This window comes from Kitasatospora sp. NPDC059088 (assembly GCF_042738155.1).
GTDB lineage: Bacteria > Actinomycetota > Actinomycetes > Streptomycetales > Streptomycetaceae > Kitasatospora.
Window position 1 is genome coordinate 1 of the sequence record NZ_JBHYGR010000097.1, and the last position, 20,746, is coordinate 20,746.

Sequence of the window (20,746 nt, forward strand, 5' to 3'; positions counted from 1 at the left end):
CGCCGGGGGGGGGGGGGGGGGGGTGGGGGGGGGGGTGGGGGGGGCGCGGGGGGGGGGGGGGGGGGGCGGTGCGGCGCGGGCCGGCCCGGGGGGCGCGCCCGCGGGGGGGGGGGCGGGGCGCGTGGCCGGCCGGGGCGGGGGCGGCCGGGCGGCGGGCGGGCGGGGCGCTGGGCGCGGGCAGGCCCGGGCCGGAGTCGGTGACCTCGATCCGCAGCCGGTCGCCGTTGATGGCGGCGGTGACCTGGAAGCCGTCGTCGGGCCGGCCGGTGGCGCCGTGTTCGACGGCGTTGGCGCAGGCCTCGGTGAGGGCGACGCCGAGGTCGTCGGCGATCTGGGGGTCGACGCCCGCGGTCGCCATGGCACCGAGCAGGATGCGCCGGGCCAGCGGAACGCTGGCCGGGTCGCGCTTGAGGTGCAGAGTCCACCAGATGTCCACGGGAGGTCCCTCCTGGCTGCGGCTCCACATACAACTAGGTATCTCCGGGCGATTCGGCGGTGAACCGTGCCCGGGGGCGGCTACCGCCCGTTCGGCGGATGGACTGGGGACGGGGTCTGTGCCGAAGGGCGCATGCGGTGGGGTGCACGCCGCGGCCGAACGGGGCATTCGTAGGGATTTCCCACCCTGCCCGTGTCGGCGGTGTACGCGATGAGATGATGGCCCGGCCATGACTGCCCTCCCCGCCGCCCCGTTCCAGGGCACCCCTGTCTTCGAGCGAGCGCAGCCGGCTCGGCCGGTGGGGGCCGCCTGGGACCTGCGGCTTGCCCGGGCGGTCCCGTTCGCGCTGGTGTGCACGCTGATAGCGGCCGCCGGGCACGCGCTGGCGGGTGGCGGGAACGTGCCGCCGGTCGCGCTGGCGACGGGCTTCGCCGCGGTGCTGGTGCTCGCGGTGGCGTGCGGCGGGCGGGAGCGTTCGCTGGTGGCCATCTCCGGTGCGCTGGGCGCGGGTCAGCTGGGGCTGCACTGCCTCTTCCACGGCCTGGGCGGCCACGGGATGCACGACGGCGTGCCGATGAGCGTGCCGCAGGCGGCCGGGCGGCTGATCTGCAACGAGGCCCGGCCGGGCACCCTGGTGGGCCTGCCCGCCGGCACCTCGCCGGAGCAGCTGGTCTCCTCGGCGGGTCTGGACCCGCACGCGTACGCCGCCGTGCCCTGGTGGCAGCAGGGCGGAGTGCTGGGGATGACGCCGTCGATGCTGGCCGGGCACCTGGCCGCCGCGCTGGTGGCGGGCTGGTGGCTGCGGCGCGGCGAGGCGGCGCTGTGGCGGCTGCTGCGGGTGGCGGCGTCGGCGGCCCGGGAGCACTGGGCGGAGCCGCTGCGCTCGGCGCTGGTGCTGGTGGCCGCGTTGCTGGGCGGTCTGTTCGGCGTGGCCGGTCCGGTCCGCCGGTTCGGTGCGGGGGGCGGCGGGAGCCGGCTGCCCGCGGGCGCGGTGCTGCGGCACAGCGTGGTGCGGCGCGGGCCGCCGTGCGGGGCCTTCGCGTACTGATCCGGCGTTGGCGCGCACCCCGAGGAGGGGTGTCGGCCGACCGGGTGCGGTGCGCGGTGTCCGGGCCGTTCCGTCCGTCCACGGCGACGGCGGCCCCTGGTCCTGCCCCCCACGTCCGCGCGTGCAGCCCGCCGCCGAGAGCGGCGGTCACGTGCCGAGCTCCGATCGGAGACCCCCCATCATGCGTTCCCTTCCCACCCGCCGTCTCGCCGCCGTCGCCCTGACCGCCGCCGCCTCGGTGGTGGCGCTGGCCGGCCCCGCCTTCGCGCACGTCACCGTGAACCCGGGTTCGGCCGCGCAGGGCGGCTACACGGCCGTCGACTTCCGGGTGCCGAACGAGAGCGACACGGCGAGCACGGTGAAGCTGGAGGTCAACCTGCCGCTGGACCACCCGCTGGCCTCGGTCCGGACCCTGCCGCTGCCGGGCTGGACGGCCGCCGTCGAGAAGGCCAAGCTCGACAAGCCGATCAAGGTGCACGGCAGCGACGTCAACGAGGCCGTCTCCAAGATCACCTGGACCGCCGACCCGGGCACCAAGATCGCCCCCGGCCAGTTCCAGGAGTTCCGGGTCTCGCTCGGCCCGCTGCCGACCGACGCCGACAGCATGGTCTTCAAGGCCCTGCAGACCTACGACAACGGCGACGTGGTCCGCTGGATCGACGAGGCCGCGGCCGGCCAGCCCGAGCCGGCCCACCCGGCCCCGGCCCTCAAGCTCACCAAGGCCGCCGGTGACGACCACCACGGCGCCTCCGCCACCGCCTCCCCGGCCGCCGGCGCCCACGGCGACAGCTCCGACCACGCCGCCTCCGCCGGCGACGCCAAGTCCAGCGACGGCACCGCCCGTACCCTCGGCGTGGTCGGCATCGTCGTCGGCGTGATCGGCACCGCCGTCGGCGTGCTCGGCCTGCGCCGCAGGAACAGCGGCTCCGCCTCCTGACCCCTCGCCGGGGGGGGGGGGGCCCCCCCCCCCCCGGCCCCCCCCCCCGGGCCCCCCCCCCCCCCCGGCCGCCCCCGCCCCCCCCCCCCCCCCCCCCCCGCACCGCCCCCCCGGCGGGGGGGCCCTCACCCCTCCCGGTACGGCCCCGCCGGCGGTCCACCGCGTCCGATCGGAACCACCATGCCCCGCACCGCCCGCTCCACCCGACTGGCCGGCGCCGCCGCCCTCGCCCTGGCCGCCGCGCTGACCCTGTCCGCCTGCGGCTCCTCCGGCGGCGGCGGTTCGACCGCCGCCAAGGTGACCCAGCAGAAGGAGGACACCCCGTACCAGGGAACCAAGCTGGCCAGGAACTTCGAGAAGCCGGACCTCCAGCTGACCGACACCTCCGGCCAGCCGTACGACCTGCGGCAGCAGACCAACGGCAGGGCCACCCTGCTGTTCTTCGGCTACACCAGCTGCCCGGACGTCTGCCCGACCACCATGGGCGACATCGGGGTCGCGATGAAGGCCCTCCCGGCGGAGGACCGGAAGAAGGTCAACGTCGTCTTCGTCTCCACCGACCCCCAGCGCGACACCCCCAAGGTGCTGCGCACCTGGCTGGACTCGATGGGCACCGACTTCATAGGCCTCACCGGCGACCTGGCGAAGGTGAAGACCGCGGCCAAGTCGCTCGGCATCATGATCGAGGACCCGGTGGTCAACGCGGACGGCACCGTCACCTCCACCCACGGCGCGCAGGTGCTGGCCTTCCTCCCCTCGGACGACAAGGCGCACGTGCTCTACATGAGCGGCACCGAGGAGAAGACCTACGAGCACGACCTGCCGCTGCTCGCCAAGGGGGTCGCGGCGTGATGGCGGCGAACCGACGGTTCCGCCGCTCGGCCCTGGCCGGGGCGGTGCTGGCGACGGTCCTCGGCGGCGGCGCGATACTCGCCGCCTGCGGGACGGGCGGCCCGGACGGCGGCCCGTCGGACGCCGGTCCGGCGAAGCTGAGCGTGGCCGACTCCTACATCCCGCTGCCCCCGGCGGGCGGGATGGGCGCCGGCTACCTGACCGTCCGCAACGACGGCGGGCCGGACCAGCTGCTCAAGGTCACCAGCCCCGCCGCCGGGTCGGTCACCATGCACCGCTCGACCGCCTCGACCATGGAGCAGGTCAACAGCCTGGACGTGCCCGCGCACGGCGCGCTGCAGCTCGCCCGCGGCGGCACCCACCTGATGATCATGGACTGGCAGAAGGCCCCCGCCCTGGGTGACGAGCTGGAGCTCGACCTGACCTTCGCCAAGTCCGGCACCATCTCCGTCAAGGTGCCGGTCAAGGAGCTCACCTACCGCCCCGGCCAGAGTTAGGGGACCCGCCAGCATGGAGAAGGCCGCCCACCCCCGCAGCGCGTCACGGCCGCCGGCCGCGCGCCGCCGGAGCGTCCCGCTGCGCATCGCCGCGGCGCTGGGAACGCTCGGCACGCTGCTCGCGCTGATGCTCGCCGGCGCCGCCCCGGCGTCCGCGCACGCCACCCTGGACTCCACCGACCCGTCGCAGAACTCGGTGGTCGCCACCGCCCCGCCGGCGGTGACCCTGACCTTCAGCGAGGCGGTGTCGCTGTCGAGCGACTCCGTCCGGGTGCTCGACCCGGCCGGCAAGGCCGTGGACACCGGCAACCCGGCGCACGCCGACGGCAAGGGCAACACCGCCCGGGTCGGCCTCAGCAGCGGCCTCGCCAACGGCACGTACACCGTCGCCTGGCGGGCCGTCTCGGAGGACTCCCACCCGGTCGGCGGGGCGTTCACCTTCTCCATCGGCGCACCCTCGGACACCTCGGTGTCCACCACCGCGCTGCAGGGCGCCAAGGCCGACGGCCTGGTCGCCGCCCTGTACGGCACGGGCCGCACCGTCGCGTACGCCGCCTTCGCGCTGCTCGCCGGGGTCGCCGCCTTCGTCCTGGTCTGCTGGCCGGCCGGCGCCGCCCGGCGCCCGGTGCAGCGGCTGCTGATGACCGGCTGGACGGCGCTGCTGGCCTCGACCGTCGCGGTGCTGATGCTGCGCGGCCCGTACGAGCGCGGCTCCGGCGTCGGCCAGGCCCTCGACCTGTCGCTGGTGCGCGCCACCCTGGACGAGCGGATCGGCACCGCACTGGCGGCCCGGCTGCTGCTGCTCGCCGCGGCCGGGATCTTCCTGTCGCTGCTGGTCGGGCAGTTGGGGCAGCCGCCCAAGCCGGTCGCGACCGCGGGCTCGGCCTCGGGCTCGGGCTCGGGCTCAGGCACGGACGCGGACGCGGAACCGCACGACGACGACACCGAGGCCGCCGAGCTGCACGAGCTGGAGCAGCGGGCCGCCGCACGGCCGCAGCGCGAGGCCCGGATCGGCCTGGGCGTGGCCGGACTGGTGCTCGCGGTGGCGCTCTCCGCGACCTGGGTCGGCGCCGACCACGCCTCGGTGGGCATCCAGGTCTGGCTGGCCCTGCCGTTCGGAATCCTGCACCTGATCGCGATGGCGCTCTGGCTGGGCGGGCTGGCCTCGCTGCTGGTCGCGCTGCGCGAGGGCGTCGGCGCCGAGGTGGTGGACCGCTTCTCCCGGATCGCCTTCGGCTCGGTGGCCGTGCTGGCCGTCACCGGGGTCTACCAGTCCTGGCGGGGCCTGGGCAGTTGGAGCGCCCTGACCGGCACCGAGTACGGGAAGCTGCTGCTGGTGAAGACCGGCTGCGTGGTCGTGATGCTGGGCGTCGCCTGGATCTCCCGCAGCTGGCTGGCCCGGCTGCGCTCGGCCCCGGCCGAGGCGGCGGAGGTCGAACGGGCCGAGGTGCCCGAGCCGGTCGGCGCCGTCGCGCACGGCGAGGACCCGGTCCGGCGGGCCCAGTTGGAACGGCAGCGGGCCGCCGCGCGCACCGCCGGCCGCGAGCGCGGGCTGACCCCGACCAGGGCCGGGCTGCGCCGCTCGGTGCTGGTGGAGGCGCTGGTCGCGGTGGCGGTGCTGGTGGTCACCACGATGCTCACCAACTCCCCGCCCGGGCGGGTCGCGGGCGAGGTCAAGGCGGCCGGCAACGCCGCCCCGGCGGCGGCCGGATCGGCGCCCGCCCCGCAGACCGAGCCCGGCCGCACGGTGGAGCTCAAGCTGCCGTACGACACCAAGGGCCGGACGCCGAACGCCAAGGGCACCGCGACCGTCACCCTCAACCCGGCCCGGACCGGCCCGAACGAGGTCAAGCTCGCGCTGGACGGCGCGGACGGCAAGCCGGTGGACGTCCCCGAGGTGCAGCTGGCCTTCACCCTGCCGGACCGCGACCTCGGCCCGCTGCCGGTCGCGCTCACCGCGGAGGGCACCGGGCGCTGGAGCGGCACCACCCAGCTCCCGCTGGCCGGCACCTGGGTGGTCTCGGTGCAGATCCGCTCCTCGGACATCGACCAGACCACCCCCACCCAGCAGTTCAAGATCGGATGAGCGCGGTGGAGCACGACGAGACGACGAGCCCGGCGGGCTTCACCCGCCGCGCCCTGCTCGGCACGGCCGGCGCCGGACTGCTGGTCGGCGCCGGGGCGGGCGCGGCCGGGGCGGTCGCCTACGACGACCGGCCGGGCGCCGGGGCGGGGGCGTCCGGCGGCGGGGCCGGCGCGCTCGGCGCGGGCCGGGTGCCGTTCCGCGCCGAGCACCAGGCCGGCATCCTCGAACCCGCCCAGGCCCGCGTCCAGTTGGCCGCCTTCGACCTGGTCGACGGGGCCGGCCGGGACGGGCTGCGCGCCCTGCTGCGGCGCTGGACCGGGGCGGTCGAGCGGCTGACCGCCGGGGAGCCGGCCGCGGAGTTCGACAACCAGGTCGCCCTGGACGCCGGGCCCTGCTCGCTCACCGTCACGCTCGGCTTCGGCGCCGCGCTGTTCGACAAGGCCGGGCTGGCCGACCGCCGCCCGGCCGCCCTCGAACCGCTGCCCGCCTTCACCGGCGACGCGCTGGACCCGGCGCGCGGCGACGGCGACCTGTTCGTCCAGATCGGCGCCGACGACGCGCTGGTGACGCTGCACGCCCTGCGGACCCTGCAGAAGCTGGCGGCCGGCACGGCGGCCCCGCGCTGGCAGTCGGCCGGCTTCGCCCGCACCCCCGGCGCCGCCGCCCGCCCGGTGACCGGGCGCAACCTGATGGGCCAGATCGACGGCACCAACAACCCCAGGCCCGGCGAGGACGGCTTCGCCGCCAAGGTGTTCTGCGCCCCGGGCGGGGACCAGCCGGCCTGGCTGGCCGGGGGCTCGTACCTGGTGTTCCGGCGGATCCGGATGCTGCTGGACCACTGGGAGGAGCTGCCGGTGGACCGCCAGGAGCGGGTGATCGGCCGCCGCAAGTCGGACGGTTCGCCGCTGAGCGCGCCGGCCGGCTCGGGCGAGGGCACCCCGGTGGACCTCGCCGCCCAGGGCCCGGACGGCGCTCTCGCCGTCCCCGCCGACGCCCACGTCCGGGTCGCCGCCCCGGCGGGCAACGGCGGGGCGGCGATGCTGCGGCGCGGCTTCTCGTACCACGACGGGGCGCTGCCGGACGGCTCGCCGGACGCCGGCCTGCTCTTCCTCGCCTTCCAGGCCGACCCGCGCAGGGGCTTCACCCCGGTGCAGCGCAAGCTCTCCCGGGGCGACGGGCTGTCCCGCTTCCTCCGGCACGAGGCGAGCGGGCTGTACGCCGTCCCCCCGGGGGTGCCGGCCGGGGGCTACCTGGGGCAGCAACTCCTGGACGGGTAGCGCCCGCGCGCGAGGAGCGGTCCCGGCCACCGGAACGCGGTCATGCCGGGGCCGCGGACTCGTTATGGTGACTGCTTCGGCACCACCCCGCTCGGGCAGCACCCGGCTCGGGCACCACCCCCCTGGCAACGGAGGCGTCATGTCGGCCACCCGCTACACCTACCTCGGCCCGGCCGGCACCTTCACCGAGGCGGCGCTGCACACCCTGCCCGAGGCGGCGACCCGGGAGCTGGTGCCGCTGTCCTCGGTGGCGCTGGCGCTGGAGGCGGTGCGCGCCGGGGAGGCCGCCGGGGCGTTCGTGCCGATCGAGAACTCGGTGGAGGGCGCGGTCACCGCGACCAACGACGAACTGGCCGCCGGCGCACCGCTGATGATCTACCGCGAGGTGCTGCTGCCGATCACCTTCGCGCTGCTGGTGCGGCCGGGCACCGAGCTGTCCGGGGTCAAGACGGTGACCAGCCACCCGGTGGCCCAGCCGCAGGTGCGCAAGTGGCTGGCGGCCAACCTGCCGGACGCGGCCTGGGAGTCGGCCGCCTCCAACGCGGACGGCGCCCGGCTGGTCGCCGAGGGCCGGTACGACGGGGCGTTCGCGGGCGAGTTCGCGGCGCCGATCTACGGGCTGGACCCGCTGGTCAAGGAGATCGCGGACGCCCAGAGCGCGACCACCCGGTTCGTGCTGGTCGGCCGTCCGGGGCGGGTCTCCTCGCCGACCGGGGCGGACAAGACCTCGATGGTGGTCTGGCTGCCGGACGACCACCCGGGTGCGCTGCTGGAGCTGCTGCAGGAGTTCGCGGTGCGCGGGGTGAACCTGATGCGGATCGAGTCCCGGCCGACCGGCGAGGGGCTGGGCAGCTACTGCTTCCTGATCGACTGCGAGGGGCACCTGTCGGAGCGGCGGGTGGCCGAGGCGATGATGGGGCTCAAGCGGATCAGCCCGCAGGTCCGGTTCCTCGGCTCCTATCCGCGCGCGGACCGGCAGGTGTCCAAGCACCGGCGGCCGGGCACGTCGGACGAGGATTTCACCGCGGCGGCGGACTGGCTCTCCCGGGCACTCGACGGGCGCGGGGACATCTGATTCCCCGAGGTGGGCCGGCTCCGGACAGCCGAGCGTCATCTCGTGTCTTTCCGACCTTTTCCGACCGTTATCGACCGGCCCGACCGAACGCGGCGGGTGACCGTACCGTCATCCACAGGAACGCCGCGCTCCGGGGGCCACTGTCCACAGGCGTCCCCGCTGTCCACAGCCGGAAGTTATCCACAGGCCTGGGGATGAGTCGACAAACCGGTATAGCCATTGCCCAGAACTGGTCGGACCATCGGTTTGCGTCGCAGAGATGACTTATCGGACCAGAGTCACCCGCTTGCCTGCAAATCACCCGTGCGAGTGCTTCAATTCCCTCACCCGAGAAGGTTCATTGAGGTTTGAAACCTCAATTCCCTGGTTTCGATCAGCGGATCCCGATCCCCGCCCCCCATCCACAGGCCCGGGGCCGGGCCTGTGGATAACCCGCCCCCGGCCTGGGGGCGGACGGTTCTCCACCGGAGTTATCCACAGGAACCGGTGGGTTATCCCCAGGGGAAAACCGGTACCGGTGGAGGAACGGCCGCCCGGTACGCTTGGGCCTGTGATTGACCTTCGCCTGCTTCGTGAGGACCCTGACCGAGTGCGCGCCTCGCAGCGCGTCCGTGGCGAGGACGTCGACATCGTCGACGCCCTCCTCTCCGCCGACGAACGGCGCCGGTCCTCGGGCAGCCGCTTCGACGAACTGCGCAACGAGCAGCGGGTGCTCGGCAAGCAGGTCGCCCAGGCCAAGGGCGACGAGAAGACCGCCCTGCTGCAGCGCACCAAGGAACTGGCCACCGAGGTCAAGGCCGCGGACGCCGAGCAGAGCGCGGCCAAGGAGGAGGCGGACCGCCTGCTCCGCTCCCTGGCGAACCTCATCGACCCGGCCGCCCCGGTCGGCGGCGAGGAGGACTTCGTCACCCTGGAGGAGATCGGCACCCCGCGCGACTTCGCCGCCGAGGGCTTCGAGCCCCGCGACCACGTCGAGCTGGGCCAGCTGCTGGGCGCGATCGACACCGAGCGCGGCGCCAAGGTCGCCGGTGCCCGTTCCTACTACCTGACCGGTCCCGGTGCGCTGCTGGAGCTCGCCCTGGTCAACATGGCGATCGCCCAGGCCACCGCGGCCGGCTTCATCCCGATGATCACCCCGGCCCTGGTCCGCCCGGCCGCCATGGACGGCACCGGCTTCCTCGGCCAGGCCGCCGAGAACGTGTACCACCTCCCCGAGGAGGACAAGTACCTGGTCGGCACCAGCGAGGTCCCGCTGGCGGCGTACCACATGGACGAGATCATCGAGGCCGACAAGCTGCCGCTGCGCTACGCCGGCTACTCGTCCTGCTTCCGCCGCGAGGCCGGCACCTACGGCAAGGACACCCGCGGCATCATCCGGGTCCACCAGTTCGAGAAGGTGGAGATGTTCGTCTTCACCACGCCCGAGGACGCGGAGAACGAGCACCGCCGCCTGCTCCAGTGGGAGAAGGACTTCCTCAACGCGCTGGAGCTGCCGTACCGGGTGATCGACGTCGCCTCCGGCGACCTCGGCTCCTCGGCCGTGCGCAAGTTCGACATCGAGGCCTGGATCCCGACCCAGGGCAAGTACCGCGAGGTCACCTCGACCTCCAACACCACCGAGTACCAGGCCCGCCGGCTGTCGATCCGGATGCGCGAGGACGGCAAGACCCGCCCGCTCGCCACCCTGAACGGCACCCTGGTAGCCGTGCCGCGCACCATCGTGGCGATCCTGGAGAACCACCAGCAGGCCGACGGCTCGGTCGTCGTGCCCGAGGCGCTGCGTCCGTACCTCGGCGGGCGGACCGTCCTCGAGCCGGTCAAGTGACCTCCTCCACCCACCTGATCGGTGGCGACCTGCCCTACCGGCTGGTCGCCACCGACCTCGACGGCACCCTGCTCACCAGCGCGGAAACCGTCTCCGAGCGCACCCGCGCCGCGCTGGCCGCGGCCACCGGCGCGGGCGCGCTGCACATCGTGGTGACCGGCCGCTCGGCCGTCTGGGCCCGTCCGGTCTTCGACGAGATCGGCTACACCGGGATAGCGGTCTGCGGCCAGGGCGCCCAGGTCTACGACGCCGGCGCCCACAAGCTGCTCACCTCGCTCACCCTGGACCGCCGGCTCGCCGCGGTCGCGATCGAGAAGATCGAGGCCGAGACCGGCCCGCTGGCCGTCGCCGCCAACCAGGACGGCCTGGACGGCCAGGTGCTGGCCGGCCCCGGCTACGAGCTGCTGATCGGCTCCGACCTCCCGGTCGTCCGGGCCGAGCGCGGCGAACTCTTCGTCTCCCCGCTCAGCAAGCTCTACATCCAGCACCCCGGGCTGACCGACGACGGCCTCGCCGAGGCCGCCCGGCGCGCCGCCGGCGACCTGGTCGGCGTGGTGATGGCCGGCCCCGGCGTGGTCGAACTGCTGCCGCTGGGCCTGTCCAAGGCCACCGGCCTGGCCGTCGCCGCCCGCCGCCTGGGCGTGCGCGCCGCCGACACCATCGCCTTCGGCGACATGCCCAACGACGTGCCGATGTTCGGCTGGGCGGCGCACGGCGTGGCCATGGCCAACGCCCACGAGGAACTGCTCGCCGTCGCCGACGAGGTCACCGCGGGCAACGACGAGGACGGCGTCGCGGTCGTCCTGGAGCGCCTCTACCCGACGCGCTGAGCGCCCCCCCGGGACACGTTCACGGACGGTTCACCCCCAGTTGTAGGATGACCGGGCACGTGGTTGTAGGATGACCGACGACCGATGAGCGGTGTGCGAAGGGAGGCCCGGCATGAGCGGCGACGGCAACGGCCTGCAGGCGGCCGGGCGGCGTTCCCTGGTGGACACCGCGATCGACCGGCTGCGCGAGCAGCTGGCCGGCGGAGCCTGGCCGGTGGGGTCGCAGATCCCCACCGAGCACGAGCTGGCCGAGCAGCTGCAGGTCGGCCGCAACACCGTGCGGGAGGCCCTCCGGGTGCTGGTGCACGCCGGGATGCTGGTCTCCCGGCAGGGCGAGGGCACCTTCGTACGGTCCACCAGCGACCCGGCGGCGGTGCTCCGCGGCGTCCAGCGCTCGGGCATCCGGGACGTCCTGGAGGTCCGCGCCGCGCTGGAGACCGAGGCCGCCCGACTGGCCGCGCTGCGGCACACCCCCGAGGACGTCCGGCGGATGCGGGCCGCGCTGGCCCGTGAGGCCGAGGTCTTCGCCCAGCACTCCGAGCGGGCCGGCCGCCAGGCCACCGTCGAGCACGACCTGGAGTTCCACACCGCCATCGTCGAGGCCGCGCACAACCCGGCGCTGGCCGAGGTGTACCGCTACTTCGGCGCCTCCGTGCGCGAGGCGATGACCTCCGCCTTCGGCGACCACGAGATGCCCGAGGCGGTCGTGGCCACCCACGAGGCGCTGGTGGACGCCATCGAGAGCGGCGACCCGGACCGCGCCGAGGCGGCGTGTCGGGCGCTGCTCGCCGAGCCCACCGCGGCCGTCGAGCAGCTCCTCGCGGCCATCGCGGCCCGGAAGTAGGACGGCGCAAGCCCCGCTTCCGCACGCAGCCCCGCTGCCTGCTCTCTCCCGTCCTGCCCTCCCGTCCTGCCCTCCCGTCCTGCCCGCGGCCGGTGGAGGCCTCCTCCCGCCGTGCCCGCGCCACCCCCGAGCCCCGGAAAGAACAGCACACCCATGGCCGTCACCCGCGCCCCGCAGCCGGTTGTCACCACTGCCGCCCCGCTCCCCGTCCGCAGCCGGCTGGCCCACCCCGCGCTGCTGCTGACCGGCATCCTGCTGGTCGCGCTGAACATGCGCGCCTGTCTGGCCGCGATCTCCCCGATGGTCGGCGAGATCCAGCGCACCTTCGGGCTGTCCGCCACCGCGGGCGGGCTGATCACCACCATCCCGGTGCTGTTCCAGGGCGTCGGCGCCCCGCTCACCCCCCGGCTGACCCGCCGGTTCGGCACCGAGCGGGTGGTGCTCGGCGCGGTGCTGGTGCTCGGCGCCGGCGTGCTGCTGCGGGTGCTGCCCTCGGTGTTCGCGCTGTACGCGGGCTGCGTGGTGATCGGCGTGGCCATCGCGGTGCTGAACGTGTCGATGCCGGGCCTGGTCAAGCGGGAGTTCCCGGACCGCGCGGCCACCATGACCGGCGTCTACTCGACCACCATGCTGGTCGGCGCCACCCTCGCGGCCGGCACCTCCGTCCCGCTGGAGCACGCGCTCGGCGGCGGCTGGCGGGCCTCGCTCGGCGCCTGGTCGCTGCTCGCGCTGATCGCCGCGGTGGCCTGGCTGCCGCAGGTGCTGCGCTCCCGGCAGGCGAAGGCCGGGGCGGCCGCCCCCGCCCGGGACGACCGGCCCGGAGGGGCCGCCAGGGCCGGCAAGCCGATCGAGGGCATCTGGAAGTCCCCGCTGGCCTGGCAGATCAGCCTGTTCATGGGCATCTCCTCGCTGCTGGTCTACACCCTGGTCGCGTGGATGCCGACCATCCTGGCCGACCACGGCATGGACCGCGGCCGGGCCAGCCTGGTCTTCGCCTACTCCAACCTGGTGCAGGTGGCCGGCGCCTTCCTGGTGCCGCTGATGGCCGGCCGGATGACGAGCCAGCGCGCCCTCGCCGTCACCATGGCCGTCCTGAACGGGCTCGGCATCGCCCTGCTGCTGGTCGCACCGGTCTCCGGCGCCTGGGTGTCGGCGACCATCCTCGGCCTGGCCCAGGGCGGCTCGCTCGGCCTCGGCCTGGCCTTCATCGTGCTGCGCACCGGCACCGCGGCCGGCGCCGCCCAGCTGGGCGGCATGTCCCAGGCGATCGGCTACCTGGTCGCGGCGGCCGGCCCGGTCGGCGCCGGGGCGCTGCACCAGCTCACCGGCGGCTGGGACGCCACCCTGGTGCTGATGCTGGTGCTGGTCCTGGTGGTCGGCGCGGCCGGTCTCGGCGCCGGACGGAACCGGACCCTGTAGGACGCCCCCGCAACGCCGACCGGGCCCGGACTCCGTGGGAGTCCGGGCCCGGTCGCGCGAGGCGCGGCCTACTCCTCGGCGGCCAGGGTCAGCCCGGCCAGCTTCACCGAGGCCAGCACGGTCGCCCCGACGGCGACCACCAGCAGCAGCGGGACGGCCGCCCCGAGCGACACGTCGGCGCCGATCGCGTTGTCCCCCGCGACCGCCTCGGCGACCGCCCGGCCCCACTGCTGGACGCTCAGCGTGCGGGCGCCCTCGACGAAGTTGCCGATCAGCGACTCCCAGATCAGCGCGTACGCCAGCCCGGCCACCACCGCGTGCCGGGTGACCACGCCGAGCAGCAGGAACAGCGCGCTGTACACGGCCCCGGCGACCAGCACCGCGACGGTGTAGCCGAGCGCCACGCCGTCCTTCGTCCCGTACAGCAGCAGCCCGGCGAGCAGCGTCGGGACGGCGGCGAACACCCAGGTGGTGCCGATCGCGACGGCCAGCTTGGTGGTGATGATCTGCCAGCGCGGCAGCGGCTTGGCCAGCAGGTAGACGATCGAGCCGTCGTCGATCTCGGTGGCGATCACCCCGGTGCCGATCACCAGGCCGAGGATCGGCAGCAGGGTGCCGAGGTCCAGCTGGCCGAGGATCTTGACGGTCAGGCTGTGCGCGTCGCCGCTCGACCCGGCGGCGATCGCCGCGACGATCAGCAGCAGGGCCGGGGCCACCAGCAGCAGCGCGCCGCGGCGGCGGCCGAGCAGGCCGCGCAGGGTCAGCCTGGCGACGGTCGGGTTCATGGTCGGTCGACCCCTTCCTGGGTCCGGTGGGTGGCGCGGGTGGGGCCGGGGGTCATGCCGAGACCAGGTAGGAGAAGACGCTCTCCAGCGACTCGTCCGCCGGGGACACGGTGTACAGCCGGATGCCGGCCTCCCGGGCGACCCTGGGCAGCAGGGTGGTGAAGCCCTGGAAGTTCACCGCCTCGATCCGCAGTGCCCGTTCCCGCTCGTCCACCTCGATGCCGGTGGTCGAGCCGTCGGCGATCAGTGCGGCGGCGAGCCGGCGGTCGTCGCTGGAGCGGACCAGGTAGCGGTGCGGCCGGTCGGTCATCAGCCGCCGGATCCGCCGGAAGTCGCCCGAGGCGGCGTGCCGTCCGGCCACCACCACCTCGATGTGCCGGGCCAGTTGCTCGACCTCCTCCAGGATGTGGGAGGAGAACAGCACCGTCCGGCCGTCCGCGCCGAAGCGGCGCAGCAGCTCCATCAGCTGGAGCCGCTGGCGCGGGTCCATGCCGTTGAAGGGCTCGTCCAGCAGCAGCACGGCCGGGTCGTGGACCAGCGCCGAGGCCATCTTGACCCGCTGTTTCATGCCCTTGGAGTACGTCCCGGTGCGGCGGTCCTTGGCGGGCGCCATCTCGACCAGGTCGAGGGCGCGCCGGGCGGCGGCGCCGGGCTGCGGCAGGCCGTGCAGTTCGGCGTTGGCGAGGACGAACTCCCAGCCGGTCAGGTAGTCGTACATCGACTCCCGCTCGGGCACCAGGCCGATCTGCCGGTACACCTGCTGGTTGCGCCAGATCTGCGCGCCGTCCAGGGTGACCGCGCCGCTGGAGGGGGCGAGGAAGCCGCTCATCATGTGGATGAGGGTGGACTTGCCCGCGCCGTTCGGCCCGAGCAGCCCGGTGATGCCGGGGCCGATCGACATGGAGATGTCGTTGACCGCGACCACGTTCCCGAACCAGCGGGAGACCTTGTCGATGGTGATGGTGGCCATGCCGCCCTCTCAGACCTTCTCGTAGCGGCGCAGCAGGAGGCGGTAGGAGCCCGCCACCATCGCCGCGGCGACGAGTGCGAACACCAGCGTGCCGAGCGCCCCCGGGGCGTGCCGGCGGTCGATCCCGGACCCGAGGTCGAAGACCTGGTTGACCAGCGCCTCCACCAGGCCGTTCGGCGAGATCAGCGACGTCCACTGGGCCGCGTCCGAGCCGCCCGGGCCGGGGCTGCTGATGCCGACCACGACCGCGGCGAGGGTCGAACTCACCACCAGGTAGCCCATGATGGCGGCCACCCCGAAGCCCCGGCGCGGGGTGCTCGCGGCGATCACCAGGGCCACCGAGGTGGGCACCAGGGCGTAGAGCACGGCCGCCACCAGGCCGTAGAGGAACTGGCCGGTGTTGTGCCCGAAGTCCATCCCGGCGAGCAGCGCGCCCGCGTACAGCACCAGCAACGGGGCTGCCATCAGCAGGAACTGGGCGCAGGCCATGGCGCCGAACTTGGCCCGGACGTAGTCGGCGCGGGTGATCGGACGGGAGAAGTACAGCGGGACGGTGTGGTAGCGGAGGTCCCGGGAGAGCAGCACCGGCGCCTGGGCGGCGAGGAAGATCGACACCACCAGGCCGAGGCTGGAGAGGTAGCCGGCGTACTCGACCGGGAGTTCGTCCCGCTTGAGGTAGACCGCGCCCGCGACGAAGATCATCGCCGGGACGGTGACCACGCCCAGCAGCAGCATCGGCAGCACCTTGGACTTGCCGGAGCGGCCCAGGCCGTAGGCGGCGCGCAGGCTCTGGGTGAAGAGCGAGCGGGTGGCGTAGGCGCGGCCGAGGCGCGGACCGGTGTAGCCGCGGTAGCCGATGTCGTGGATGACACCGGTGTCGGCGGCCCTGGTGTCAGGAGGCTGCGGCATCGTCCGTCCCTCCCCTGCTGCTCCGGTCGTCGCCGTGGGGCGCGTCGTACGCCATCGCATCGGCTTCCTCGTGGTCGGTGAAGAGTTCCGCGACCCGGTGCCGGCGCTGCTCCAACCGGACCAGGCCGAGGCCGAGTTCGGCGACCGTGTCGCGGATGGTGTCGTAGGTGTCCTCGCCGTCCAGCCGGACCAGCAGCAGGTGCGAGCCCTCCGCCCGGACGTCCAGCCCGGTGGCGGCGAGGCGCTCCCGGACGGTGGCGCCGGGCTCGGCGGCGGTGTCCTGCGGGAAGTCGGTGACCTCCACCGCGAGGACGGCGGTCGCCTCGGTGAAGGAGGCCGTGGAGGAGGAGCGCAGCAGCTTGCCGCCGTCGATCACCACCAGGTGGTCGCAGGTCCGCTCCAGCTCGCCGAGCAGGTGGGTGGTGACCAGCACCGAGATGCCGAAGTCGGTGTGCACCCGGCGGATCAGGGCGAGCATCTCGTCCCGGCCGGCCGGGTCCAGGCCGTTGGTCGGCTCGTCCAGCAGCACCAGCTTCGGGTCGTGCACCAGCGCCTGGGCCAGCTTCACCCGCTGCTTCATGCCGGTCGAGTAGCCGCCCATCGGGCGGTACCGCTCCTCGTACAGGCCCACGTGCCGCAGCGTGTCCGCGGTGCGCTCCCGCGCGGCGGTCGCGGGCAGCCCCGCCATCCGCGCCATGTGCACCACGAACTCCGTCGCCGAGACGTCCGGTGGCAGGCAGTCGTGTTCGGGCATGTAGCCGACCTGTTCGCGGATCTCCGAGCCCCGGGTGGCGATGTCCAGGCCGAGCACCTCGCCGCGGCCGGACGTCGCCGGGGCGAGCCCGAGCAGGATCTTGATCAGGGTGGACTTGCCCGCCCCGTTGGCCCCGACCAGCCCGACGACCCCGGGCTGGACCTCGACGGTCAGCTGGTCGAGCGCGGTGACCCGGGGGAAGCTCTTGGTGAGGCCCTCGGTCTTGATGACAGCAGTGGACACGCCCTCAACGTAACGGTCCCGCGCCGCAGGGGCCATGAGCTGGAATGACGAGGCTTCCCGGGGGCGTCTGCTGCTGCGGTATGACGTGGGGACCGATCTCCCCTAAGGGTCGCGGAGCCGGGGTGTGCCCGGGGCGCCGGGGCGCCCACCGTTGAGGCGGGCGGCCCGGCGCCGGGCCCGGCGTCGGCTCAGGAGCTGGGGCGCTCCCACATCTCGACGACCTTGCCGGAGGCGTCGAGGGCGACCTTGTAGGTGCCGCTGTTGCAGGGGTACGAGCCCTTCTGGTTGCCGGGCGTGGCGATGCACTCGTTGATGTGCTTCACCAGCTCGGCGACGACGACGTCCTTCGGGGCGGCCACGACCGACTTGAGGTGGCCCTTGGCGCCGGGGGCGAAGGTCGCGCTCTTGTCGGCGCCCGTCGGTTCGAGGGCGACGTCGTTGACGCCGCAGGCGTCCTTGGTCTCCTTGTAGACCAGCGTCGTCGCGCTGGTGCCCTTCACCGGCTCGATCCACTTCTGCCCGGCGGGCAGCGGCTCGTGGGTGCAGAAGCCCTCCGGGCCGCCGTCGGTGGGCTTGCCGGCCGGGGCGGGCTTGCCCGTCCCGGTGGCCGGGGCCGCGGTGGGCGAGGCCGCCCCGCCGGTGGCCGGGGCGGCGGTCGCGGTGGAGGCGCCGGCCCCCTGGGTCGACGGGTCGTCCGGGCCGCAGGCGGCGAGGCCGAGCGCGGCGGTGGCGACCAGAGTGGCGACGAGCAGTCTCCTGGATGCGGACATGATGAATGAACCCCCGTTTAACGCATGATCAGATAAAGGTGCGGCGGACAGATTAGCGCCTCCCCCCGACCGCACCCGTCCTGACGGCGTCCGCGACCGGCCGTACCGCTCAACCCAGCTGGGCCAGGCCCTCGGTGGCGATCCGCTCGAACACGGAGAGGTCGTTGGCGAAGATCGAGTCCGGCACCGGCCAGTGGATCACCAACTCGGTGATGCCCAGCTCCCGGTAGGTGCCGGCGAAGTCCACGAAGGCGTCCAGCGACTGGAGCGGCTTCTCCGCCGTGGAGCCCTGGAGCAGCATCTTCTCCAGCGTCGCCACGTCCCGGCCCTGCGCCTCGCAGGCCGCCGTGAGCTTCCCGATCTGCGCGGCGATCACGCCGGGCGCCTGCTCGACCGGCACGTCCGCCGGGCCCTTCGGGTCCCCGTAGGTCACCCAGCCCTGCCCGTACTCGGCGGCCAGCCGCATCCCGCGCGGGCCGGCGGCGGCCACGTAGAACGGCACCCGCGGGGTCTGCACGCAGCCCGGGATGTTCCGCGCCTCGACCGCCGAGTAGTACGTGCCCTCGCGGGTGGTGGCGTCGGTGGTCAGCAGCTCGTCCAGCAGCGGCAGGAACTCGCCGAACCGGGCCGCCCGCTCCTTGGGCGACCACGCCTCCTGGCCCATCGCCGTCGCGTCGAAGCCCGTCCCGCCCGCACCGATGCCCAGCGTGAGCCGCCCGCCGGACACGTCGTCCAGCGTGATCAGCTCCTTCGCCAGCGTGACCGGGTGGCGGAAGTTCGGCGAGGTCACCAGCGTCCCCAGCCGGAGGCGCTCGGTCGCCGTGGCGGCGGCCGTCAGCGTCGGGACCGACCCGAACCAGGGCTCGTCGCGGAAGGACCGCCAGGACAGGTGGTCGTAGGTGTACGCGGCGTGGAATCCGAGGTCCTCGGCCCGTCGCCAGATCTTCTGTCCCTCGCTCCACCGGTGGATGGGGAGGATCACGGTGCTCAGACGCATGCCACCGACCCTAGCCGGACGGGCTGCCCCAGCACGGGTGAGGAGGCCGTCAGGGGTGCGGGCGGGTGCGTTGGGCCGGGAAGGCCGGGGCCGGGGCCTGGTCCGGGGTGCGGCGGGCGAGCTCGGCGAGGGTGTGGAACAGCACCTCGCCGAGCAGCACCGGCTCGCGGGAGGCGGCGGGGGGATCCGGGGAAGGGAGGGTCGGGGGCGGCTCGTCACGGAGCTGGCGAGTGGGCATGGCTCTTCCTGCCGACGGGGTGACCAGGGGGTTCCTGCCCGTCGGCCCGCCGCGACACCCCGGACGGGGGCGGATCGGCCGGAAAGCGGCGCAGGAAGGGCCGGAACCCGTCCTCACGGTCGGGTCGGCCGCGGGCACCGCCACCGGGCCCGCCGCAGGCCCGCCGCGGGCCGCCCGCGGCGGTGACCGGGCGGCGGCGATGGGCGAAGATGGACCGGTGACCGAACCCCGCACCGCTCCCCGCCTCATCGCCACCGACCTGGACGGCACCCTGCTGTGCCCCGGCGGCACCGTCAGCGATCGCACCGCCGCGGCCCTGGCGGCGGCCGAGGCGGCCGGGGTGCAGGTGGTGTTCGTGACCGGCCGGCCGCCGCGCTGGATGCAGCAGGTGAGCCCGCACATCGGCGGTCACGGGGTGGCGATCTGCTCCAACGGCGGCGCGATCGTGGACGTGCGGCGCGGCGGCGAGCTGATCGAGTACTTCCCGATGCCGGCACCGACCTCGCTGGCCGTGGTCGAGGCGCTGCGGGCCGAGCTGCCCGGCACCTCCTTCGCCTTCGAGTACGCGGACGGCTGGGCCCGGGAGCCCGGGTACGAGGTGCTGATGTGGGGCGACACCGAGGTGCGGGCGGTCGGCCCGGCCGAGGAGCTGCTGGCGGACGGCGGCCCGGTGCGGGGCCTGTTCAAGCTGCTGGCCAAGCACCCGGACCTCGACCCGGACACCTTCCTCGCCGAGGCCCGGACGGCCGCCGGACACCTGGCGGAGATCACCCGCTCCTCGCCGATCGCCCTGCTGGAGATCAGCGCGCCCGGCGTCACCAAGGCCAGCACGCTGGCCCGTTGGTGCGCCGAGCACGGGATCGACCGGGCCGAGGTGGTGGCCTTCGGCGACATGCCGAACGACCTGGAGATGCTGGCCTGGGCCGGCACCGCGTACGCCGTCGCCAACGCGCACCCGCAGGTGCTGGCGGCGGTGCCGCTGCACACGGTGAGCAACGAGGAGGACGGCGTCGCGGCGGTGCTGGAGCGGCTGATCACCGACTCCGGCCGGTAACGCCCCTATCCGAAGCGGCCGTTGACGTAGTCGGAGGTCCGCTGGTCGCGCGGGCTGCCGAAGAGCCGCTCGGTCGGCCCGGCCTCGACGATCCGGCCCGGGGTGTCGTGGGTGGCGAGGAAGAACGCGCAGCGCTGGGAGACCCGCTGAGCCTGCTGCATGTTGTGGGTGACGATCACGATGGTGAGCCGCCCGCGCAGTTCGGCGATGGTCTCCTCGACCCGGCGGGTGGAGGTCGGGTCGAGCGCGGAGCACGGCTCGTCCATCAGCAGGATGTCCGGTGAGACGGCCAACGACCGTGCGATGCACAGGCGTTGCTGCTGCCCGCCGGAGAGGGAGCCGCCGGGGGCGTGCAGCCGGGTGGCCACCTCGTCCCACAGCCCGGCGCGGCGCAGGCTGGTCTCCACCAGGTGCTGGCGCTCCTCCTTGGAGACCTTGATCCCGGCCAGCTTGAGCCCGCTGGAGACGTTGTCCTGGATGGACATCGCCGGGAACGGGTTGGGCCGCTGGAACACCATGCCGATCCGGCGCCGCACCTCGGCGGGGCGCCGGCCGGGCCGGTAGACGTCGTCCCCGTCCAGCAGCACCTCGCCGGCCAGGGCGGCGCCGCGCACCATCTCGTGCATCCGGTTGAGGATCCGCAGGTAGGTGGACTTCCCGCAGCCGGACGGGCCGATCAGCGCGGTGACCTCGCCGGCCGGCATCGCCAGCGAGACCCGCTCCAGCACCTTGCGGCTGCCGAACCAGGCGGAGACGTCCCGGGTCTCCAGCCCGGCGAGCACCCCGTCGGGGCCCTGGGCCGGGACGACCGGCGGGGCGGGGGCCGGCGGGACCGGCGGGAGGGTGAGGGTGTCGGCGGCCGGGTCGACCGCCGCGTCGTGCGGCTGGTGCGTGGTGTCG

Annotated in this window: 20 protein-coding genes and 1 pseudogene; 12 read left to right on the forward strand and 9 right to left on the reverse strand. The window is 74.4% G+C overall.

The features are described 5' to 3' along the window. Positions 1 to 436: ATP-binding protein (locus ACFWXO_RS32490; RefSeq protein ID WP_380528378.1), on the reverse strand; the 436-nt coding region annotated here is incomplete at its 3' end. A gap of 229 nt (positions 437 to 665) precedes the next feature. On the opposite strand from ACFWXO_RS32490, the gene ACFWXO_RS32495 reads away from it, so the two are divergent. The 11 genes from ACFWXO_RS32495 (at position 666) to ACFWXO_RS32545 (ending at position 13,126) form a co-directional block, all read left to right on the forward strand. Next, positions 666 to 1,484 carry a hypothetical protein gene (locus ACFWXO_RS32495; protein ID WP_380528380.1) on the forward strand — a complete coding sequence of 273 codons (819 nt, stop codon included), beginning with the start codon at positions 666 to 668 and terminating at the stop codon, positions 1,482 to 1,484. Positions 1,485 to 1,665: 181 nt separating this feature from the next. Continuing rightward, on the forward strand, positions 1,666 to 2,421 hold the full coding sequence (locus tag ACFWXO_RS32500) for a YcnI family protein (RefSeq protein ID WP_375895249.1): 756 nt from the start codon (positions 1,666 to 1,668) through the stop codon (positions 2,419 to 2,421). A 180-nt stretch (positions 2,422 to 2,601) separates the two neighbouring features. Further along, positions 2,602 to 3,273, forward strand: a complete 672-nt coding sequence (locus ACFWXO_RS32505) for an SCO family protein (RefSeq protein WP_380528382.1) — start codon at positions 2,602 to 2,604, stop codon at positions 3,271 to 3,273. After that, complete coding sequence (locus tag ACFWXO_RS32510; RefSeq protein WP_375895254.1) at positions 3,273 to 3,770, forward strand: copper chaperone PCu(A)C; 498 nt, start codon at positions 3,273 to 3,275, stop codon at positions 3,768 to 3,770. Before ACFWXO_RS32505 ends, ACFWXO_RS32510 begins: the two co-directional genes overlap by 1 nt. 13 nt (positions 3,771 to 3,783) lie before the next feature. Next, positions 3,784 to 5,856: a FixH family protein gene (locus tag ACFWXO_RS32515; protein WP_380528384.1), complete on the forward strand. Its 2,073-nt coding sequence runs from the start codon at positions 3,784 to 3,786 to the stop codon at positions 5,854 to 5,856. Further along, positions 5,853 to 7,133: an iron uptake transporter deferrochelatase/peroxidase subunit gene (efeB, locus tag ACFWXO_RS32520; RefSeq protein ID WP_380528386.1), complete on the forward strand. Its 1,281-nt coding sequence runs from the start codon at positions 5,853 to 5,855 to the stop codon at positions 7,131 to 7,133. Before ACFWXO_RS32515 ends, efeB begins: the two co-directional genes overlap by 4 nt. Positions 7,134 to 7,272: 139 nt before the next feature. Beyond that, positions 7,273 to 8,208: a prephenate dehydratase gene (gene pheA / locus ACFWXO_RS32525; RefSeq protein WP_380528389.1), complete on the forward strand. Its 936-nt coding sequence runs from the start codon at positions 7,273 to 7,275 to the stop codon at positions 8,206 to 8,208. 550 nt (positions 8,209 to 8,758) lie between these two features. Further along, on the forward strand, positions 8,759 to 10,033 hold the full coding sequence (gene serS / locus ACFWXO_RS32530; RefSeq protein ID WP_375895266.1) for a serine--tRNA ligase: 1,275 nt from the start codon (positions 8,759 to 8,761) through the stop codon (positions 10,031 to 10,033). Beyond that, positions 10,030 to 10,863 carry an HAD family hydrolase gene (locus tag ACFWXO_RS32535; protein ID WP_380528391.1) on the forward strand — a complete coding sequence of 278 codons (834 nt, stop codon included), beginning with the start codon at positions 10,030 to 10,032 and terminating at the stop codon, positions 10,861 to 10,863. Before serS ends, ACFWXO_RS32535 begins: the two co-directional genes overlap by 4 nt. 112 nt (positions 10,864 to 10,975) lie before the next feature. Next, a complete protein-coding gene (locus tag ACFWXO_RS32540) occupies positions 10,976 to 11,707 on the forward strand; it encodes a FadR/GntR family transcriptional regulator (protein WP_375895271.1) in 732 nt (243 codons plus the stop codon). Positions 11,708 to 11,860: 153 nt separating this feature from the next. Beyond that, entirely contained in the window at positions 11,861 to 13,126 is a 1,266-nt protein-coding gene (locus tag ACFWXO_RS32545; protein ID WP_380528393.1) for a CynX/NimT family MFS transporter, read from the forward strand. A 68-nt stretch (positions 13,127 to 13,194) separates the two neighbouring features. Here the strand turns inward: ACFWXO_RS32545 and ACFWXO_RS32550 are convergent, their stop codons facing one another. The 7 genes and pseudogenes from ACFWXO_RS32550 to ACFWXO_RS32580 all read right to left on the reverse strand — a co-directional run bounded on the left by ACFWXO_RS32550 (position 13,195) and on the right by ACFWXO_RS32580 (position 18,792). Further along, a complete protein-coding gene (locus ACFWXO_RS32550) occupies positions 13,195 to 13,911 on the reverse strand; it encodes an ABC transporter permease (RefSeq protein WP_375895275.1) in 717 nt (238 codons plus the stop codon). Between the two features lie 52 nt (positions 13,912 to 13,963). Then, positions 13,964 to 14,881 carry an ABC transporter ATP-binding protein gene (locus ACFWXO_RS32555; RefSeq protein ID WP_375895278.1) on the reverse strand — a complete coding sequence of 306 codons (918 nt, stop codon included), beginning with the start codon at positions 14,879 to 14,881 and terminating at the stop codon, positions 13,964 to 13,966. Between the two features lie 9 nt (positions 14,882 to 14,890). Beyond that, positions 14,891 to 15,790: an ABC transporter permease gene (locus tag ACFWXO_RS32560; RefSeq protein ID WP_375895281.1), complete on the reverse strand. Its 900-nt coding sequence runs from the start codon at positions 15,788 to 15,790 to the stop codon at positions 14,891 to 14,893. Further along, the gene (locus ACFWXO_RS32565; protein WP_375895284.1) at positions 15,774 to 16,823 is read right to left on the reverse strand and encodes an ABC transporter ATP-binding protein; all 1,050 of its coding nucleotides are present in this window, start codon (positions 16,821 to 16,823) and stop codon (positions 15,774 to 15,776) included. Before ACFWXO_RS32565 ends, ACFWXO_RS32560 begins: the two co-directional genes overlap by 17 nt. Positions 16,824 to 16,975: 152 nt before the next feature. Beyond that, positions 16,976 to 17,557 carry a hypothetical protein gene (locus ACFWXO_RS32570; protein ID WP_380528396.1) on the reverse strand — a complete coding sequence of 194 codons (582 nt, stop codon included), beginning with the start codon at positions 17,555 to 17,557 and terminating at the stop codon, positions 16,976 to 16,978. 109 nt (positions 17,558 to 17,666) lie between these two features. Next, positions 17,667 to 18,614, reverse strand: a pseudogene (locus ACFWXO_RS32575) (LLM class flavin-dependent oxidoreductase); the annotation flags it as partial. Next, positions 18,604 to 18,792: a hypothetical protein gene (locus tag ACFWXO_RS32580; RefSeq protein WP_375895290.1), complete on the reverse strand. Its 189-nt coding sequence runs from the start codon at positions 18,790 to 18,792 to the stop codon at positions 18,604 to 18,606. The gene ACFWXO_RS32580 and the pseudogene ACFWXO_RS32575, both read right to left, overlap by 11 nt. Before the next feature lie 199 nt (positions 18,793 to 18,991). Here ACFWXO_RS32580 and ACFWXO_RS32585 point away from each other — a divergent pair, with 199 nt between their 5' ends. Then, the gene (locus ACFWXO_RS32585; protein WP_375895292.1) at positions 18,992 to 19,846 is read left to right on the forward strand and encodes an HAD family hydrolase; all 855 of its coding nucleotides are present in this window, start codon (positions 18,992 to 18,994) and stop codon (positions 19,844 to 19,846) included. Between the two features lie 5 nt (positions 19,847 to 19,851). Here ACFWXO_RS32585 and ACFWXO_RS32590 read toward each other — a convergent pair whose 3' ends face one another. Further along, positions 19,852 to 20,628 carry a phosphate ABC transporter ATP-binding protein gene (locus tag ACFWXO_RS32590; protein WP_375895339.1) on the reverse strand — a complete coding sequence of 259 codons (777 nt, stop codon included), beginning with the start codon at positions 20,626 to 20,628 and terminating at the stop codon, positions 19,852 to 19,854. Between the last annotated feature and the right edge of the window lie 118 nt (positions 20,629 to 20,746).

Coding starts and splice junctions, on each gene's coding strand:
- ACFWXO_RS32495 (WP_380528380.1), top strand. CDS start 666: ATGACTGCCCTCCCCGCCGCCCCGTTCCAGGGCACCCCTGTCTTCGAG.
- ACFWXO_RS32500 (WP_375895249.1), top strand. CDS start 1,666: ATGCGTTCCCTTCCCACCCGCCGTCTCGCCGCCGTCGCCCTGACCGCC.
- ACFWXO_RS32505 (WP_380528382.1), top strand. CDS start 2,602: ATGCCCCGCACCGCCCGCTCCACCCGACTGGCCGGCGCCGCCGCCCTC.
- ACFWXO_RS32510 (WP_375895254.1), top strand. CDS start 3,273: ATGGCGGCGAACCGACGGTTCCGCCGCTCGGCCCTGGCCGGGGCGGTG.
- ACFWXO_RS32515 (WP_380528384.1), top strand. CDS start 3,784: ATGGAGAAGGCCGCCCACCCCCGCAGCGCGTCACGGCCGCCGGCCGCG.
- efeB (WP_380528386.1), top strand. CDS start 5,853: ATGAGCGCGGTGGAGCACGACGAGACGACGAGCCCGGCGGGCTTCACC.
- pheA (WP_380528389.1), top strand. CDS start 7,273: ATGTCGGCCACCCGCTACACCTACCTCGGCCCGGCCGGCACCTTCACC.
- ACFWXO_RS32540 (WP_375895271.1), top strand. CDS start 10,976: ATGAGCGGCGACGGCAACGGCCTGCAGGCGGCCGGGCGGCGTTCCCTG.
- ACFWXO_RS32545 (WP_380528393.1), top strand. CDS start 11,861: ATGGCCGTCACCCGCGCCCCGCAGCCGGTTGTCACCACTGCCGCCCCG.
- ACFWXO_RS32550 (WP_375895275.1), bottom strand. CDS start 13,911: ATGAACCCGACCGTCGCCAGGCTGACCCTGCGCGGCCTGCTCGGCCGC.
- ACFWXO_RS32555 (WP_375895278.1), bottom strand. CDS start 14,881: ATGGCCACCATCACCATCGACAAGGTCTCCCGCTGGTTCGGGAACGTG.
- ACFWXO_RS32560 (WP_375895281.1), bottom strand. CDS start 15,790: ATGCCGCAGCCTCCTGACACCAGGGCCGCCGACACCGGTGTCATCCAC.
- ACFWXO_RS32565 (WP_375895284.1), bottom strand. CDS start 16,823: ATGGCCCCTGCGGCGCGGGACCGTTACGTTGAGGGCGTGTCCACTGCT.
- ACFWXO_RS32570 (WP_380528396.1), bottom strand. CDS start 17,557: ATGTCCGCATCCAGGAGACTGCTCGTCGCCACTCTGGTCGCCACCGCC.
- ACFWXO_RS32580 (WP_375895290.1), bottom strand. CDS start 18,792: ATGCCCACTCGCCAGCTCCGTGACGAGCCGCCCCCGACCCTCCCTTCC.
- ACFWXO_RS32585 (WP_375895292.1), top strand. CDS start 18,992: ATGGGCGAAGATGGACCGGTGACCGAACCCCGCACCGCTCCCCGCCTC.